Raw genomic sequence first — 16380 nt, 5'->3', positions numbered from 1 at the left:
GCAGCAGTCCACCCGAGCAAGGTCACTTTTAGATATATAAATAAATCTTCCTGGTCGCGGCCGGTCAGCCCGGGCCGAAGGCGGTGAGACCGCACCATGCCACGTACTCCTCCGGGCCGCCCCCGGAGGACAGCGCCCGCCGGGCGTGCCACACCGCCGTGGCCAGCGAGTCGCCGCGGGCGATCCGCTCGTGCAGCACCGCCATGCACCGCGCGCTGGCCCCGTCCGGGATCGGCAGGTCGGTGGCGGCGATGCCCGCGCTGCCCTGCGCCATCATGGCGGCGACGAAGCCGAGGACCTCGTCGCCGCCGTACGCCCGCTGGGCGCCCGAGTCGCAGGAGGCCAGCACGACCCGGTGCGGCGCGACCCCGCGAGCCAGCAGCTCGTAGAGGGTGAGCCGACCGTCGCTGAGCTCGAGCGCGGAGAAGAGCGGGCTGTCCGAACGGAACAGTCCGTGGCACGCGACGTGCGCCAGGTCGGCGTCCCTGATCAGCTCGACGGTCGCGTCCACCGTGCTGTCCGGCGGCAGAAGCGTGCGGGCGTCCGGGTGCGCCGCGGCGACCGCCTCGGCCTCGGCAAGCGCGCAGGGCAGGTCCGGGCCCGCGACGACGGCGACCCGGGCGCGGCCGTCGGCGTCCGGCGGCCCCTTCGGCGGGGTGCGCCGCGCCCGGGCCCACAGGGCCGCGGACGGCGTCACGGTCACCGGTGCGCCGTGCAGGGCCGACCACGGTACGCCGGGCAGCCGGGCCGACGGGACCACGACCAGGGGCACGTCCGCGGGCACGCCGACCGGCGCGACGAGCAGCCGGGCCAGGGCGTCGACGGCCTCGGCCGCGGCGGCCAGGGCGACCGCGGCGAACCGGGTGCCGTGCAGCAGCCGGCGCAGCCCGAACATGAGCGCCGCGGCCTCCTGCCGGACCGGTTCGGCGGCGCCGAGCTCGACGAGGCGCAGCCGGCGCGGCTCCACCACGACGGCCAGCAGGCGGTCGCCGGTCACGGCGTACTCCACGAGCCATTCGCCGTCGAGGGCGCGGCGCAGCTCCGCTCCCCGGACCGGGGCCGCCGCCACCGTGCCCGGCTCCTCCCGGGTCCAGGACCGGCGCCGGATCCGCGCTTCGAGCGCGCTCTGCCGGGCCAGCAGCGAGGCCGGCTCCTCGCCGCGCTCCAGCCGGGCGACCCGCAGTTCCTGGGCGATGCCGCGCAGCGCGACGACGTCGGAGTCCACGCCGGTGGCCGGTGGGTGCACGCGCAGCAGCGCGGCGGCCCGGGTGCGTTCCAGCCAGTCCAGGACGCGCGCGGCGGACCCGGCCGGGAGCAGGTGGCGCAGGCCGGCCGCGCCCAGCTCGGTGCCGTGGCCGGAGGCGAGCACCCGCAGCTCCAGCGATGGCAGGGCGGCCCGGTGCCGGGCGAGGTCCCGCAGGCCCCGGGCACATTCGCGCAGCACGTCGCCGGAACCCTCGGCCTCGGCGAGCAGCACCCGGGCCACCCGGCCGCGCAGACGCACGAGCAGCGACTGTCCCTCGGCGACCTCGCGCACCGCGGTCAGTTCGGCACGGGCGGACGCGAGCCTGCCCAGCGCCAGGGCGGCCCGGCCGGCGGCGAGGTGCCCGTACGCCGCCTCGGCGCGCAGCCCCTGGTCGCCCAGGGTGGCCGCCGCCGTGCAGAGCCGGCGCAGCACCTCGGGCGAGTAGCCGTCGCGGGCCGCCAGGGCCTCCGCCTCGGTGACCGTGGCGCGGGCCGTCCACGCCGGACGGCGCTGGCGCCGGAAGTCCCGCCCGGCGGCCCGGGCCTCGGTCAGGGCGGTCGCCGGATCGCCGAGCTCCAAGGCGAGGCCGGCCACGCGCAGCCGGGCCTCGGCCGCCATGAGCCGGGCGCCGTGGCGCTCGAAGTCGGCCGCCGCCGAGCGGGCCGCGGCCATGGCCTCGTCGAGCAGCCGCAGGTCGCGCAGGACGTCGGCGTACTCGACAAGGTGCTCGCCGAGCGGCAGCCCGGCGGCGGCGTGCAGCCGGCCCGCCTCCTCGAAGTGGCGCACGCTCTCGGCCAGCCGTCCGGCGTGGAAGGTGGACCAGGCCCGGCTGTCGGCGATCACGGCGGGCAGCTGGGGACCGAGGTCGCGGGCGAGGACGGCGGCCCGGTCGAGGTGTTCGAGCGCCTCGTGCGGGCAGCCGAGCAGGGTCTGCGCGTTGGCGAGGTTGTTGGCGGCCTTCACCGCGACGATCGGCGGGCACTGCGGGTCGGCGAGCAGCTCCCGGTACGCCTGCGCCGCGGCGACGACGCGGCCCCGGTTGTGGTCCAGGACGGCGAGCTGCAACCGCAGGTCGGGCCGGTCGGCGGGCTCGATCAGGGGCTCGGCGCGGCGCAGGTCGCGGGCCGCGGCGTCGTGGCGGCCCAGCTCGTGCAGGGCCACGGCGCGGGTGACGAGCAGCTCGCCGAGGCGGCGGGACAGCCCGTGCCGCCGTGCCGTACGGACGCCGCCGTCCAGCAGCTCGCGGGCGCCCTCGTTGTCCAGCCTGGCGTGCCGGGCCCAGGCCACGGCCCGCAACGCGACCAGGTGCGCATCGACGTTCGTACCGGCCCGGGTCCGCCGGAGGGTCACTTCTGCCGCGTGCGCGTATCTCGCCGGATCGCGCAGAACTCTCCGGTAAGCGGCGTCGGCCTCCGCTCCTAGGCTCACCTCTGTGTCCACGTGCACCGCCCGAGGTCGAGGCGAGGAAGTCGACGTCAGCGTACCGACGGACAGGGGGAGAAATCCATGACCATCGCCGCACGTTGGCCGCTACCGGACACCCGGACGGCCGCGCAGCTGGCCCATGACCGCGAGGACGTCGCCCGGCAGGTCGCCGTCCTCGCCACCGCGCAGCAGGACATCGTGGAACGCATCCGGGTGCGCCGGCGCTCGGCCGGCGACCCGATCCTGGTCGTGACCACGGACGACGAGCGCATCGCGCTCACCGCCGAGAACCAGCTGGTGGTCGACGCGGACGCGGAGCAGCAGGGGCGGCTCGGCGCCCTGCTGCCCAACTGGCACCCGGACGACCGCCCGGGCCGCAGCGACCGGCGGCGGACCCGGGTGTTGCGCTGCCGGACCAGCCGCACGGCGCGCGAGCTGCGCGCCGACGCGAAGCGGCTGCGCGAGCACGGCATCACGGCCACCGTGAACCTGCTCGTCCCGCTCGGGTACGTCATCAAGGGCAAGTCGTATCCGGGCGTCACCGTCGCCCCGGGACCGTACGCGCCGAACGGTGCCCAGGCGCCGGTGCGGGTGGCGGTCGTGGACACCGGCCTGACCGACCAGGGCCGCTCCGACGCCTGGGACACGGGGCTCGTCCGCAACGGCACCGACGAGCTGGACGTGGTGGCGCCGAAGAACCGCATCGACTGGTTCGCCGGCCACGGCACCTTCGCGGCCGGGATCGTCCGGCAGATCGCGCCCGACTGCGAGGTCGTCGTCTACCGCTTCACCGGCCCGGACGGCCTCGGCACCGACGAGGCCGCGGCCGACATGCTGATCCGGGCCGCGGACGACGCCGCGGGCCGCCGGCTGGTCGTCAACGCCTCGTTCGGCGCGCCCGCCGTGGACGGCGTCGCGCCGCTGGCGATGCGCGAGGCGGTGGAGTACGTCCACGCCACGTACCCGAAGGCGCTGATCGTCGCCAGCGCCGGCAACGACGGCGCGGACCTGCCGCTGTATCCGGCGGCGTACCCGGGCGTGAAGGCGGTGGGCGCGCTGAACGCCGACCTGACCCCGGCGGCGTTCTCCAACCGCGGGTCCTGGGTGCACTGCTCGACGGTCGGCGTGGGGGTCGTCTCGACGTTCGTCGAGGGCCTGCTGCCGCCCGAGGAGGGCGTGGGCGCCGACATCCCGTTCGGCAGCGACGCCTGGGCGACCTGGAGCGGCACGTCGTTCAGCGCGCCGCAGATCAGCGGGGCCGTCGCCGCGTTGTGCGGGGAGGACGCGGCGCTGACCCCGCGGGAGGCGTTCGACGCGCTGATCGGGCCGCGTCCGGCGCTGCCCGGCTTCGGCAAGGTCGTCCACCTGCTGCCGGGGACCCCGACGTCCTGAGGTCACCCGCCGGGCGTCACACGAGGGTCCACTCGGTGGCCACGGCGGGTGCGCCGGCGCGGCGGCAGGTCAGGCTCAGCGGTCCCGCGAGCACGTCCTCGACGACGAACAGGCCCCGCCCGTCGGCGTCGACCTGGCGGGCTTGCGGGGCCGCGGGCTGGCGTACCTCGATGCGGGCCGGCCCCTGCGGGGCGAGGTGGCCGGTCAGCCGGCGGCGCGGGCCGAGGAACTCGACCTGCACCGCGATGACCACCTCGTCGCGGCCCTGCGGCCCGACGACCTGGAAGGTGAGCTGGCGCGGCTGCGGCGCGGTGCCCGGGTCGCGGACGGCGACGGCGCGCCGGTGCACCGCGCCGTCGGCGGCCTGGGAGTCCTCGACCAGGGCCGCCAGCTCGGCGTCGAGGGCGCGCAGCCCGAAGCTCTGCCGGGCCAGCTCCCGCAGCAGCTCCGGCGGCGGGTCGGCCTGGGCGAACAGGTCGCCGAGCCGGGTGAGGAGGCGCTCGTCGTCCGCGGGATCGTACGCGTCGTGCACGGTGACTCCTCCGGCAGGTGGGAAATCGGGTTGCGTGGCGTATCCATCACTGTCAGGAGTCGCCGTCGTTCTCCCGGATACCTTCTGTCAGGAATCGGCGGAGTTGGGCGAGGCACCGTCCGCGGGTGGGCCCCAGGCTGCCGATCGGCATACCCAGCGCGGCGGCGGCCAGTTCGTACGACGGCCGCCCGCCGTCGGCCTCGACCACCAGCACCCGCAGCACGTCGCGGCAGCGGCGGCTGAGCCGCCGGAAGGCCTGCCACAGCTCGGCGTCGCGGTCGGCGGCCAGGAAGGACGACACCGGGTCGTCGGCGGCGTCGCCGGGCTGGTCGTCGAGCCACGAGTCGTCCACGGGCTGCGCGCGCCGCGCCCGGCGGAGCACGGCGAGGGACTCGTTGCGGCACGTCGTGCCGATCCAGGCGCCGAACTTCGCCGGATCACGCAGGGAGTCGAGGTTCTCGAGCGCGCGCAGCCAGGTCTGCTGGAAGACGTCGGCCGCGTCGGCGGGGGCGAGCCGGTGCACCCGGCACACCGCCCAGACCCGCCCGCTGTAGCGCCGGACGATCTCGTTCCACGCCTCGGGATCGCCGGCCGCCGCCCGGCCCACCACCAGCGCCATGTCGTCGAGCGGTCCAGCGTCGTTCATCCTCGCCTCCGATGGGGGTGCTCGGAGCCCGCGGCGTCACGCCGTCCGCCCGTCGGCGGCCCTGGACGTACCCCGCTTCACCATAGACCACGCTCCATGCCTAGCGCTTCGGTGCGACCGGCTCCCGCGGCCCGGTCCACGCCGTCAGCTCGGCCAGGGCCAGATCGCGCCGGCGCGGCACGACCCCGGGCGGGCGGGCCGCCGCCGGGCGGGGCGTGGCCGCCCGGACGGCCTCGACGCCGCGCCGCAGCGCGTCGCGCATCCGGGGGCCGAAGGGCCGCTCGACGCACCGGTGCACCAGCCAGGCGGGGACCAGCATGACCGCGAGGGTGCCGGCGACGAGGAGGCCGACGCTCAGGCCGGTGTGCTCGTAGCCGTATCGGATGACGATGTATCCGATGCGCTGGTGCAGCAGGTAGAAGGGAAAGGTCAGCGCGCCGGCGACGGTCAGCCACCGCCAGCTCAGCCGGTCGGTGCGGCCCAACGCGATCAGCAGCAGGACGCCGTAGCACGCGGTGACGATCAGCACCGCCGGCCAGAGCGCGACCTTCCAGCCGGGGTCGAGCCGGACCCGCTCGCCCAGGCTGTAGAGGCTGAGCAGCCAGGTCAGGCCGAGCATCGCCCAGAGCAGCGGCGTGGTCCCGAAGCGGCGCATCAGGTACAGGACGATGCCGGCGACGAAGTACGGCGCGTAGTGCCGGACGGTCAGCATGGTGAAGGCCTTGTTGCCGATCGCCGGGGCCACCGCGGCGGCGAGCATCCAGGCCGCGCAGAAGATGACCGTACGCCGGTAGGTGATCCCGGGCGCCACGACGAAGACCGCGAACAGCAGGTAGAACCGCAGCTCGCTCCAGAGCGTCCAGTAGACGCTCTCGACCCCGTGCACACCCAGGGGCTCTTGCAGCATGGTGAAGTTGACGGCGACGTCGGCCAGGGTGTGGTCGGTGAAGACCGGCAGGTGGCCGCCGATCGGGAAGACGGCGGTCACCGTCACGGTCAGCACGATGCAGACCCAGTACGCCGGGTAGAGGCGCGAGACCCGGGAGACGACGAAGTCGCCGAGGCCGCGCCCCCAGCCGCTCATGCAGATGGCGAAGCCGCTGATCATGAAGAACAGTTCGACGCCCAGGAATCCGTACACGGTGACCTTGGCGGCGTGCGGCAGGAAGTACACCGGTTCGTGCTCGCCGTCCAGGTGCCAGAACGTCGTGTAGTGGTAGACGGCGACCGCGACGGCGGCGACCAGGCGCAGCCCGTCGAGCGCCACCAGCCGGCGCGGGGATGCCTGCGGCACGTCCTGACCTCCTCGCCGCTCGCGCGGCCCTCGGGGCGATCTTGCGGAGGCCGATCCTGGGCGGTGCCGCGTCCCGTGCCGGTGAACCGGATCTTGACGTGGGCCTTAACTTCCGCCTGGCACACTCGGGCGGTGCGAGTGCTGGTGGCGGACGACGAGCGACTTCTGGCGGACACGGTGGCCGAGGGGCTGCGGCGCCTCTCCATGGCGGTGGACGTCTGCTACGACGGCGACACGGCCTTCGAGCGGATCAGCGTGCACCGCTACGACGTGGCCGTCCTGGACCGCGACATGCCGGGGCGCACCGGTGACCAGGTGTGCCGCTGGGTCGCCGACACCGCGGACGTGGACACCCGGGTGCTGCTGCTGACCGCCGCGGCCGGGCTGCGCGACCGGGTCGAGGGCCTGGGCCTCGGCGCCGACGACTACCTGACCAAGCCCTTCGCCTTCGCCGAGCTGGCGGCCCGGGTGCAGGCGCTCGGGCGCCGGTCGACGCCCGCGGTGCCGCCGGTCCTCGAGCAGGAGGGCGTCGTCCTCGACGTCGCCCGGCACGTCGCCACCCGCGACGGGCGGGTGCTCAACCTGACCAACAAGGAGTTCGCCGTCCTGCACGTACTGCTGGCGGCGCGCGGCGCGGTGGTGAGCGCGGAGGAGCTGCTCGAACGGGCCTGGGACGAGAACGCCGACCCGTTCACCCACGTCGTCCGGGTCACCGTCATGAACCTGCGCAAGAAGCTCGGCGATCCCGCGGTGGTGCACACGGTGCACCGGTCGGGCTACCGCATCGGCGGGTGACGGCGCGCCCGGCTCACTCGTCGGTGCGCACGCCCTGGTGGGTCCGGCGCAGCGCCTGTGCCACGGTGCGGCCGTGCAGCGGCTCGCAGAAGTGGAAGCCCTGACCGGCGGCGCAGCCCAACCCGGCGAGGATGCGGGCCTGCTGCGCGGTCTCCACGCCCTCGGCGACCACCGTCGCGCCGAGCGTCGCGCCGAGCCGGACGATCTCCTCGACGGCCGTCCGCGCCGCCGGGTCGGCGGCGACGCCGGCGACGAGCGATCCGTCGATCTTCAGGGTGCTGGCCGGCAGCCGGCGCAGCCCGTCCGGCGGGGAGAAGCCGACGTCGTCCACGGCGAGGCCGGCGCCCAGCTCGCGCAGGCTCGCGAGCCGGTCCCGCAGGTCCGGGCCGGGGTCGCGGAGCAGGTCCGCGGCGAGCTCGAGGACCAGCCGGTCCGCCGGGAAGCCGGTCCCGGCCAGCACGCCGCGGACCGTCTCCACCAGGTCCGGCGCCAGGACCTGCTCCGGTGAGAGGTTCACGCTCAGCCGCACGTGCTCCACGCCCGGCACGGTGGCCCGCCAGCGGGCGGCCGCACGGCAGGCCTCGCGCAGCACCCACTCCCCCAGCGGCACGATGGCGCCGGTCTCCTCGGCGAGGCCGAGGAAGTCGTCCGGCATCAGCAGGCCGCGCCGCGGGTGCAGCCAGCGGACCAGCGCCTCCACGGCCACGACGGCGCCGGTGCTCAGGCCGACGACCGGCTGGAAGAGCACGACGAGGCCGCCGTCGGCGATCGCCCGGCGCAGTTCCGCGTCCCGCGCCCCGGCGTCGGGACCGGCGCGGTAGATCTCGTGACGGCCGCGTCCGGCGCGCTTGGCCGCGTCGAGGGCGGCACCGGCGTGCCGCAGCAGCCGCTCGCCGCCCGGGGTGGCCTCGTCGCGCAGCGCGACACCGACGCTGGCCCCGGCCGCGACCACGTGCTCGCCGGCGATGACCGGGGTGCGCAGCGTGTCGACGAGCCGCTGCGCGACACGCGCCGCGGCGGCGGGCTCGGGCAGGTCGCGCAGGATGACGGCGAACTCGTCGCCGCCGATGCGCCCGGCGGTGTCCCCGGCGCGCAGGACCGAGCGCACCGCGCTGGCCACGGCCGTGAGCACCGCGTCGCCGGCGCGGGTGCCGTACCGGGCGTTGACGTCGCCGAGGTGGTCCACGTCGATGACGAGGACGGCGGCGTGCCGGTCGCCGTCCGGCGGCCGGGCGCCGAGCTCGGCCAGGCGCCCGGCGAGGCCGGCCCGGTTGGCGAGCCCGGTCAGCGGGTCGCGGTCCTCGCGCCGCCGGGCGGTGCCGGCGCCGCGTCTGCCGGCCCGGAAGCCCAGCGCCGCGCAGAGCACCGCCAGGAGGACGGACATCGCGATCATGACGTACGGTCGGACGGTCTCGCCCGGCCACCCCCCGGCGAGGCCGACGGCCAGGCCGGCCAGCAGCACGGCGGCCCCCGCGGCGGCCACCGAGGCCGCACGCTCGGCGGGGACGCGCCTGTCGGTCACGCCCGACCATCGACCGCGGGCGGACGCGACTTGAGGATTCGCCGCGGCGCCGCCGACCCGGCGCGCGGGCCGCCGGAGGCGATCCGGGAAAATGGCCGGGACCAGACGAGAACGGAAGTTGGAGATCGTGGCTGAAGCAGCAGGAGCCGTCGACTGGGTGAGCCGGTTCGCCGACGAGGTGATCGCCGAGGCACAGCGCCGCTCGCCGGGCAAGCCGGTGGTGTGCGCGTCCGGGCTGAGCCCGTCCGGGCCCATCCACCTGGGCAACCTGCGCGAGGTGATGACGCCGCACCTGGTCGCGGACGAGATCCGCCGGCGCGGGCACGAGGTGGAGCACCTCATCTCGTGGGACGATTTCGACCGGTTCCGCAAGGTGCCGGCGGGCGTCGACCCGTCCTGGGCCGAGCACATCGGCAAGCCGCTGACCGCCGTGCCCGCGCCGCCCGGCAGCCGCTTCCCCAACTGGGCCGAGCACTTCAAGGCCGCGATGATCGACTCGCTGGCCGAGCTCGGCGTCGACTACCGGGGCATCTCGCAGACGCAGATGTACACCTCCGGGGCCTACCGGGAGCAGATCCTGCTGGCGATGCGCGAGCGCGGGCGCATCGACGCGATCCTGGACCGCTACCGCACCAAGGGCCGGACCGCCGCGCCGAAGGCGAACGCCAAGCTCGACGCGGCCGACGCCGCGGCGGCCGCGGAGGCGGCCGAGGGTTCCGGCGCGGCCGACGAGGACGACGGCGCGGCGAGCACCGGTTACTACCCGTACAAGCCTTACTGCGGTCAGTGCGGCAAGGACACCACGACCGTCACCGCGTACGACGACGAGAGCACCGCGCTGACGTACCTGTGCGCCTGCGGGTTCACCGAGACCGTGCTGCTGCGCGAGTTCGACCGCGGCAAGCTGGTCTGGAAGGTCGACTGGCCGATGCGGTGGGCGTACGAGGGCGTGCACTTCGAGCCCTCCGGCGTCGACCACTCCTCCCCCGGCTCGTCGTTCGTGGTCGGCGGCCAGATCGTCACCGAGGTCTTCGGCGCCGAGCAGCCGATCGGCCCCATGTACGCCTTCGTCGGCATCAGCGGCATGGCGAAGATGTCCAGCTCCCGCGGCGCGGTGCCGACCCCCGCGGACGCCCTGGCCATCATGGAGGCGCCGCTGCTGCGCTGGATGTACGCCCGCCGCCGCCCCAACCAGTCCTTCAAGGTGGCCTTCGACGCGGAGATCCAGCGCCTGTACGACGAGTGGGACGCCCTGGAAGCCAAGATCGCCACCGGCGCGGCCGCACCCGGCGACGAGGCGGCACACGACCGCGCCGTCCGGACGGCCACGGTCACGCTGCCCCGCACGCCGATCCCGGTCGCGTACCGCACCCTGGCCTCGATCGTCGACATCACCACCGGCCACGACGAGCAGACCCTGCGCATCCTGCGCGACCTCGACCCGCGCCGCCCGGTGACCGACCTGTCCCAGGTGCGTCCCCGCCTCGACCGGGCGCAGACCTGGGTCCTCACCCAGCTCCCCGCCGAGGCGCGCACCCAGGTCCGCACCGAGCCGGACAAGGAGCTCCTGGCGTCGCTCGACGACGACCAGCGCGAGTCCCTGCGGCTGCTGGCGGCCGGGCTCGACGAGAACTGGTCGCTGGACGGGCTGACGACGCTCGTGTACGGCGTACCGAAGGTCATGGCGGGCCTGCCCCCGGACACCAAGCCGACCGCGGAGCTGAAGGTCGCGCAGCGGTCCTTCTTCGTGCTGGTGTACCGGCTCCTGATCGGCAAGGAGACCGGGCCGCGCCTGCCCACGCTGCTGCTGGCCGTGGGAGCCGACCGCATCCGCACGCTGATCGGCGGCTGACCCCCGGTTTCGGCCTTTCACCCCGGTCCGCGGCGCGGCACCCGGGTCGCCGCTAGGCGGCCCCGGTGTGCCGGCCGCGGGCCGCGGGGGCCTCCTCGAGCGAGGCGATGTCGACGCCGGCCTCGGCGAGCAGCCGCTCGACGGTGGCGATGACCAGGCCGTCGACGATGTTGTCGCCGTGCACCAGCCGGTAGAACCGCTGGCCGCCGCGGCGGACGATCTCGACGCGCCACCGGCCGTCGGGGGTCTGCAGGGCGCCCTCGACGGTGCCCGCCGGCGGCGCGGGGATCGGCTCGGGCGCCCGGCGCACGGAACCGGCGCTCCGGTCGGGACGCAGCCCGCGCCAGGACGGATGCCGCAGCCGGCCCTCCTCGGTCCAGTTCCGGAACGCCACCTCGCCGATGAGCACGGGCTCGACCCAGTGGGCGTGCCGGGCGTGCTCGCGTGGGACCGCGGCCACCGGCGGCGTCGTACGGGCCAGCGGTGCCAGCTCCTGCTGCAACCGGCGCAGCATGGCGTCGGTGAAGCCGGTACCGACGTGCCCGGCGAACACCAGCGCGTCCGCGGCGTCGTAGACGGCGAGCAGCAGCGACCCCGGCAGCCCGGCACGGCGGCCGTTGCCGGGCTTCCAGCCGATGACGATGACCTCCTGGGTGCGCACCAGGGGCACCTTCGTCCAGTCGGCGGAGCGCTTCCCGGGCCGGTACGGCGCGGCGAGCCGCTTCGCGACCACCCCCTCGTACCCGGCGAGCTCCGCGGCCCGCAACACGGCGACCCCGTCGGCGCCGGGGAAGCCGGCCGGCACCCGCACGTGCCGGCCGGACAGGCCCAGCCCCTCCAGCAGCTCCCGCCGTGCGGTGTACGGCAGGGCGGTGGTGTCGGCTCCGTCGAGGTGCAGCACGTCGAACGGGAAGAACACCACCGGTACGGCGTCGCGCAGGGCGGCCGGGGGCGCGCTCTGGTGGATCCGCTGCTGCAACCGGGCGAAGCTCGGCCGGTCCCCCGCCTCCAGCGCGACCACCTCCCCGTCCAGGACCGCCGCTCGCCGGCCGAGAAGCCGCCCGAGCTCGGCCAGCTCGGGGTACGAGTGGGTGACGTCGTTGCCGTTGCGCGACAGCAGCCGGACCTGCCCGTGCTGCACGTAGCCGACCGCGCGGACGCCGTCGTACTTCATCTCGACCGCCCACCCGGGCCCGGCCGGCAGCGCACCGGCGGCGGCCAGCATCGGCGCGATCAGGGGCAGCTCAGCCACCGGCCCCACCTCCGAAGCCGGCCGTCAGGCGCCCGCGCCGGACCGCGGCCTGCCCTGCCAGGCCGCCTGAAAAGGCCCCTGACCTGCCTCGCTCCGCCCTCGGCGCGATCTCCGCCACATGATCAGTCACTCTCATGAACGGCGGCTCGGCAACCCGAACGCCGCAACATCACCTAATTACCGCGATGTAACTCGGTGCGGGACGGATATTCGCTGGAGTGGCTGTGCGCCGGATGCGATCATCCCCGGCATGACGACGACCCGAGAGGACGATGGCGCGTAGGGCTCCGGCAGCGGTGCGGGCCGCACCGCGGCGCCGGGGTGGCGCGGGGAACGTACCCGAGATCGACGGCGTGAGCGCGGGCACCGCCCGGGAGATCCGCTGCTACGAGCGCTCACGGCTGTGGCCCGGCGCCGTCGCCCGGGCTCTGGCGGGGTGGAAACGTGCCGTACACCGGCCGGTCACCGATCTCTTGCAGGACGCCCTCTCCGCCGGATGCCCCTGCTGTGATCCGCTCGAGCACCGAGATGTGCTGGCGCGGGCACTCCAGGGACTCGGCCGCACGGCGCGCCGGGAACTCCAGGCCCAGGTGAGCGCGTGGGACGACGTCTTCCGGCGCCGTACGCATCCCGACCCGCAGAAGCCGGCGGAGTGGCCGTGGTGGCGGCGCCGGGCGTGACGGCGAACCGCGCCGACCGGCCGGGTCAGTACCGGTCGATCGTGGGGATCGTCGGGCCGCTCTGGTCGTACTTGCCGGCCGTGTACTTCCACGCCCTCCGGTACGAGCCGTCCCCGAACGACGCCTCGATGGTGTCGTTGATGAAGTTGCGGAACTGGTCGTCGCCCTTCTTCACGCCGATGCCGTACGGCTCCTCGGTGAAGGCGGTGCCGGCCAGCGCGAGCTTGCCCTCGTTGGTCGCGATGAAGCCGAGCAGGATGACGTTGTCGCTGGTGACGGCGTCGACCTTGCGGTTCATCAGCGCCTTCACGCACTTGTCGTAGTTCTCGAAGAGCACCAGCTGCTTCGTCTTGTCCTTCAGGTACTTCTGGATGTTGGTCGCCGGCGTCGAGTTGGTCACCGAGCAGACCTTCTTCGTCGGGTCTTTGAAGGAGTCCGGCCCGGTGATCTCGCTGTAGTCGGCGTTCACCATCAGCGTCTGGCCGGCGATGTAGTACGGCCCGGCGAAGTCGACGAGCTGCTTGCGCTTGTCGGTGATCGTGTACGTCGCCACCACGATGTCGACCTTGTCCTGCTGGAGCACCTGCTCACGGATGGACGACGGCGTCTCGGTGTACTCGATCCTCTCCTCGGCAATGCCGAGGCGCTCCGCGATGATCTTCGCGATCTCGACGTCGAAGCCCTTCGGAGTGCCGCTGGGCCTCTTGAGCCCGAAGCCCGGCTGGTCGAACTTCGTGCCGACGCGCAGCTTCTGTGCGTCCCTGAGCTTCTGCATGGTCGAGCCGGCCGGGAAGCTCGTGCGCTCGCCCGTGGAACCGGCATCGTCCCCGCCGCACGCGGCCGTGGCCAGCGCCAAGGTTAGCGCGACGGCCGCCACGGCGGCTCGGGTCTTGCGCATCGTCATGCTCCTCGTGCTGCTCCGGCGTCGGATGAAATTGCTCGGGTAAGTCGATTTCGTCGAGAGAACTGTAGATACCACGCACCCACCGCGTCCTCGGCCAAACGGTGGATGGTCTTGACCCCGCCCCAGCGAGGCGGCCTGGCGGTGGCTCACGGGAGCGCCGCCGCCGCGGGTGCGACTTTCCGGCCGGTGCCGGGTCAGGGCAGAATTTCGACGTAGCCGCCGGTTCCGTGCACGCGGATGCGCTGCCCGTCGGGGATCAGCCGGGTGGCGTCCAGCACGCTGACCACGGCCGGCAGGCCGTACTCCCGGGCGATCACCGCGCCGTGGGTCATCAGGCCGCCCACCTCGGTCACCAGGCCGGCGACGGCGACGAAGAGGGGCGTCCAGCTCGGGTCCGTGTGGGCCGTGACCAGGATGTCGCCCGGTTCGAGATCCGCCCGGGCCAGGTCCAGGACGACGCGGGCGCGTCCTTCGACGGTGCCGGCCGAGACCGGTAGGCCGGCGAGGGCGCCGGCCGGCACGTCGTCGCGCCGGTACGCCCCGGCGACGACCTCGCCGTCCGAGGTGAGCACCCGCGGCGGCGTGAGCGCGTGGTACGACCGGAACGCCTCCCTGCGCCGCCGGACGAGCTCGGCGTCCACCCGGTTCGAGCGCACCACGTCGTGGAGCTCCGGGAAGGTGAGGTAGAAGACGTCCTCCCGCTCGGCGAGCACACCCGCCTCCACGAGGCGCCCGGCCTCCTGCAGCAGGGCCTGCTTGTAGACGAAGTAGCGGCTGACGATGTCGTACTTCGGGTACTCGCGGTAGCCGATGAAGGTGCGTACCCGGTCGATCATCCGCTCGGTCTCGCCGGCCTTGCGCTCCCCGTCCGGCAGTGCCCGCAGGCGTTCGAGCACCTCCCGGGCCATGGCCCGGGCCTGCTGCCGTCCGTGCTCGAAGCGCCGTCCGGCGGCGCCCGGCGCGAAGTTCCGGACGTGGTCGAGGAGCACGGGTACGAGGGTGGCCGGGCGCTCGCGCCACCGCGGCCTCGTGATGTCGATCTCGCCGACGCAGCGCATGCCGTACCGGTCGAGGTAGGCCTCGATGGCGTCGCGCGCCTCGGTCCCGCCCGCGAGCTTCGGCAGCTCGTCCAGGAATCCTTCGTCGCCGGCGCCCTGGAGGAAGGCCACCACCTCGGGATGCGGGCGGATCACGTCCGCAACGTCGAGCAGCGCCAGTCCCATCTCCGACGTGACGTTGCCGGGGGCGGACAGCGTGAGGGTGCCGGCCGCGTTCTTCTCCCCCAGCCATTCCCCCAGCCGGTCGTCGAGCCACCAGGTGGCCTCCATCCCCGCCATGACCGCCTGCATGCTCAGGGGGTCGCCGAGGACCCGCTTGTGCTCCTGGAAGGCCTCCCGCAGGAAGTCGAAGAGCGCCGGTCCGGTCACCGTCGCGATGTCGCGCCGCAGGGCCGCGAGGGACGCCTCGCTGCGGGCGATCAGCTCGGTGACGACGGCCGGGTCGGTCTCGACCGGGGCGGTCCCGCCGGCCGGTGGCCCGGCGGGACCGCCGCGGCCGCCGGGTCCGCCGTCCGGGAGCGCCAGGACGAAGTCGTCGCGGTCGAGGAGCGTCTCCAGCGCGTCCCTGGTCAGCGGATCGGACCGGCCCACCAGCTCCAGGAAACCGGCGCGGCTCGCCGGCGCGGCCAGCAGCCGGGTGGCGTCGACGAACAGCCTCCCGCCGGCCTCGAGCATCGGCGCCATGGCCGTCAGCTGCCACACGGACAGGCCCAGTGGCCTCATGGGGTCGGTCATCATCTGCTGATGGCCGACGGAGAGGTAGACGTGGTTCTCCCGGTCGCCGGCCGCGGGAACCGGGAACAGCGTGGTGATCGGACGGCTCTGCACGATGTGGAAGTCGTCCCCGGCGAGGCACCACTCGATGTCCTGCGGACGCCCGAAATGCGCCTCGATCCGCCGTCCTAGCCGCACGAGCCGCACGACCTGCGCGTCCGTGAGCGCCGGCCGCTCCTGCCGCTGCGGGTCGACCGCCACCTCCCGCGTCCCGCCCGCCGGCAGGGGGTGCACGGCCCGCTGCTTGACGGCGACCGCCCTGGCGACGACCTCGCCGTCGCGCACCCGGAAGACGTCCGGGTTCACCAGGCCGCCGACCAGGGCCTCGCCGAGGCCGAAGCTCGCGTCGACGGCGGCGACCTTCCGGTTGCCCGTGACCGGGTCGGCCGTGAACAGCACGCCGGCCGCATCCGGGAGGACCATCTGCTGCACGACCACGGCCATGTGGACCTTCCGGTGGTCGAAGCCGTTGCGCAGGCGGTAGGTCACGGCCCGCTCGGTGAACAGCGACGCCCAGCACCGGCTGACGTGCCGGAGGATCGCCGCCGGCCCGACGACGTTCAGGTACGAGTCCTGCTGGCCCGCGAAGGACGCCGTCGGCAGGTCCTCCGCCGTCGCGCTGGATCGCACGGCGCAGGCGGCCTGCTCGCCCAGCGGGGCGAGCGCTCCGGTGATCGCCCCCGCCGGCTCGTCCGGGACGGCGACCCCTTCGACGGCGCGGCGGAGCTCCGCGCCGAGCGTACGGATGGCCTCGCGGTCCTGCGGGTCGACGCGCGACAGCTGGTCGAGCCGAGCGCCGATCGACGGCGTCTCCGCCACGATCCGCCGGAAGGCGGCCGTCGTCACGCAGAACCCCGGCGGCACGCGGACGCCCTCGATCCGCGACAGCGCGCCCAGGTGCGCGGCCTTGCCTCCGACGACCGCCACCTGCGTCTCGTCGATCTCGGCAAGAGACATCACGTACTGCTCGCTCATCGCGACACCCATGTCCTCGTGCTTGCTGTGCGC

Annotated in this window: 12 protein-coding genes; 4 read left to right on the top strand and 8 right to left on the bottom strand. The window is 74.4% G+C overall.

Translation table 11 applies throughout. The annotated features are described in order from the left end of the window. Nucleotides 1–64: 64 nt before the first annotated feature. Nucleotides 65–2596, bottom strand: a complete 2532-nt coding sequence (locus IEY99_RS15200) for a CHAT domain-containing protein (protein WP_229798719.1) — start codon at nt 2594–2596, stop codon at nt 65–67. Nucleotides 2597–2752: 156 nt separating this feature from the next. Between IEY99_RS15200 and IEY99_RS15195 the strand changes: the two genes are divergently transcribed. Further along, nucleotides 2753–4063 carry a S8/S53 family peptidase gene (locus tag IEY99_RS15195; RefSeq protein WP_189203687.1) on the top strand — a complete coding sequence of 437 codons (1311 nt, stop codon included), beginning with the start codon at nt 2753–2755 and terminating at the stop codon, nt 4061–4063. Between the two features lie 16 nt (nt 4064–4079). On the opposite strand, the gene IEY99_RS15190 is transcribed toward IEY99_RS15195, so the two are convergent. The 3 genes from IEY99_RS15190 to IEY99_RS15180 all read right to left on the bottom strand — a co-directional run bounded on the left by IEY99_RS15190 (nt 4080) and on the right by IEY99_RS15180 (nt 6535). Beyond that, nucleotides 4080–4595, bottom strand: a complete 516-nt coding sequence (locus tag IEY99_RS15190) for a hypothetical protein (protein ID WP_189203685.1) — start codon at nt 4593–4595, stop codon at nt 4080–4082. Between the two features lie 52 nt (nt 4596–4647). Then, entirely contained in the window at nt 4648–5241 is a 594-nt protein-coding gene (locus IEY99_RS15185) for an RNA polymerase sigma factor (protein WP_189203683.1), read from the bottom strand. Nucleotides 5242–5341: 100 nt separating this feature from the next. Beyond that, entirely contained in the window at nt 5342–6535 is a 1194-nt protein-coding gene (locus IEY99_RS15180) for an acyltransferase family protein (RefSeq protein ID WP_189203681.1), read from the bottom strand. A 132-nt stretch (nt 6536–6667) separates the two neighbouring features. Here IEY99_RS15180 and IEY99_RS15175 point away from each other — a divergent pair, with 132 nt between their 5' ends. Continuing rightward, nucleotides 6668–7330 (top strand): response regulator transcription factor, encoded by a 663-nt coding sequence (locus IEY99_RS15175; RefSeq protein ID WP_189203679.1) that lies wholly within the window; start codon nt 6668–6670, stop codon nt 7328–7330. 13 nt (nt 7331–7343) lie between these two features. Here the strand turns inward: IEY99_RS15175 and IEY99_RS15170 are convergent, their stop codons facing one another. Beyond that, nucleotides 7344–8852, bottom strand: coding sequence for a putative bifunctional diguanylate cyclase/phosphodiesterase (locus IEY99_RS15170; protein WP_189203677.1), 1509 nt, complete (start codon nt 8850–8852; stop codon nt 7344–7346). Nucleotides 8853–8979: 127 nt separating this feature from the next. Between IEY99_RS15170 and lysS the strand changes: the two genes are divergently transcribed. Further along, nucleotides 8980–10704 (top strand): lysine--tRNA ligase, encoded by a 1725-nt coding sequence (gene lysS / locus IEY99_RS15165; RefSeq protein ID WP_229798717.1) that lies wholly within the window; start codon nt 8980–8982, stop codon nt 10702–10704. Nucleotides 10705–10756: 52 nt separating this feature from the next. Here lysS and ligD read toward each other — a convergent pair whose 3' ends face one another. Then, a complete protein-coding gene (ligD, locus tag IEY99_RS15160; RefSeq protein WP_189203673.1) occupies nt 10757–11956 on the bottom strand; it encodes a non-homologous end-joining DNA ligase in 1200 nt (399 codons plus the stop codon). Nucleotides 11957–12309: 353 nt separating this feature from the next. Here ligD and IEY99_RS15155 point away from each other — a divergent pair, with 353 nt between their 5' ends. After that, nucleotides 12310–12636 carry a hypothetical protein gene (locus tag IEY99_RS15155; protein WP_229798715.1) on the top strand — a complete coding sequence of 109 codons (327 nt, stop codon included), beginning with the start codon at nt 12310–12312 and terminating at the stop codon, nt 12634–12636. Nucleotides 12637–12661: 25 nt separating this feature from the next. On the opposite strand, the gene IEY99_RS15150 is transcribed toward IEY99_RS15155, so the two are convergent. Continuing rightward, complete coding sequence (locus IEY99_RS15150; RefSeq protein ID WP_189203670.1) at nt 12662–13534, bottom strand: glutamate ABC transporter substrate-binding protein; 873 nt, start codon at nt 13532–13534, stop codon at nt 12662–12664. Nucleotides 13535–13734: 200 nt separating this feature from the next. Continuing rightward, complete coding sequence (rph, locus tag IEY99_RS15145; protein ID WP_189203669.1) at nt 13735–16347, bottom strand: rifamycin-inactivating phosphotransferase; 2613 nt, start codon at nt 16345–16347, stop codon at nt 13735–13737. Nucleotides 16348–16380 lie beyond the last annotated feature (33 nt).

The organism is Couchioplanes azureus, from assembly GCF_014648355.1.
Classification (GTDB): domain Bacteria; phylum Actinomycetota; class Actinomycetes; order Mycobacteriales; family Micromonosporaceae; genus Actinoplanes; species Actinoplanes azureus.
The sequence above is the reverse complement of the archived record's forward strand: the minus strand, read 5'-3'. Positions and strand labels throughout refer to the sequence as shown.

Excerpts from the sequence above, each read along its gene's own strand:
- IEY99_RS15195 (WP_189203687.1), top strand. The coding sequence starts at position 2,753 with ATGACCATCGCCGCACGTTGGCCGCTACCGGACACCCGGACGGCCGCG.
- IEY99_RS15185 (WP_189203683.1), bottom strand. The coding sequence starts at position 5,241 with ATGAACGACGCTGGACCGCTCGACGACATGGCGCTGGTGGTGGGCCGG.
- IEY99_RS15150 (WP_189203670.1), bottom strand. The coding sequence starts at position 13,534 with ATGCGCAAGACCCGAGCCGCCGTGGCGGCCGTCGCGCTAACCTTGGCG.
- rph (WP_189203669.1), bottom strand. The coding sequence starts at position 16,347 with ATGAGCGAGCAGTACGTGATGTCTCTTGCCGAGATCGACGAGACGCAG.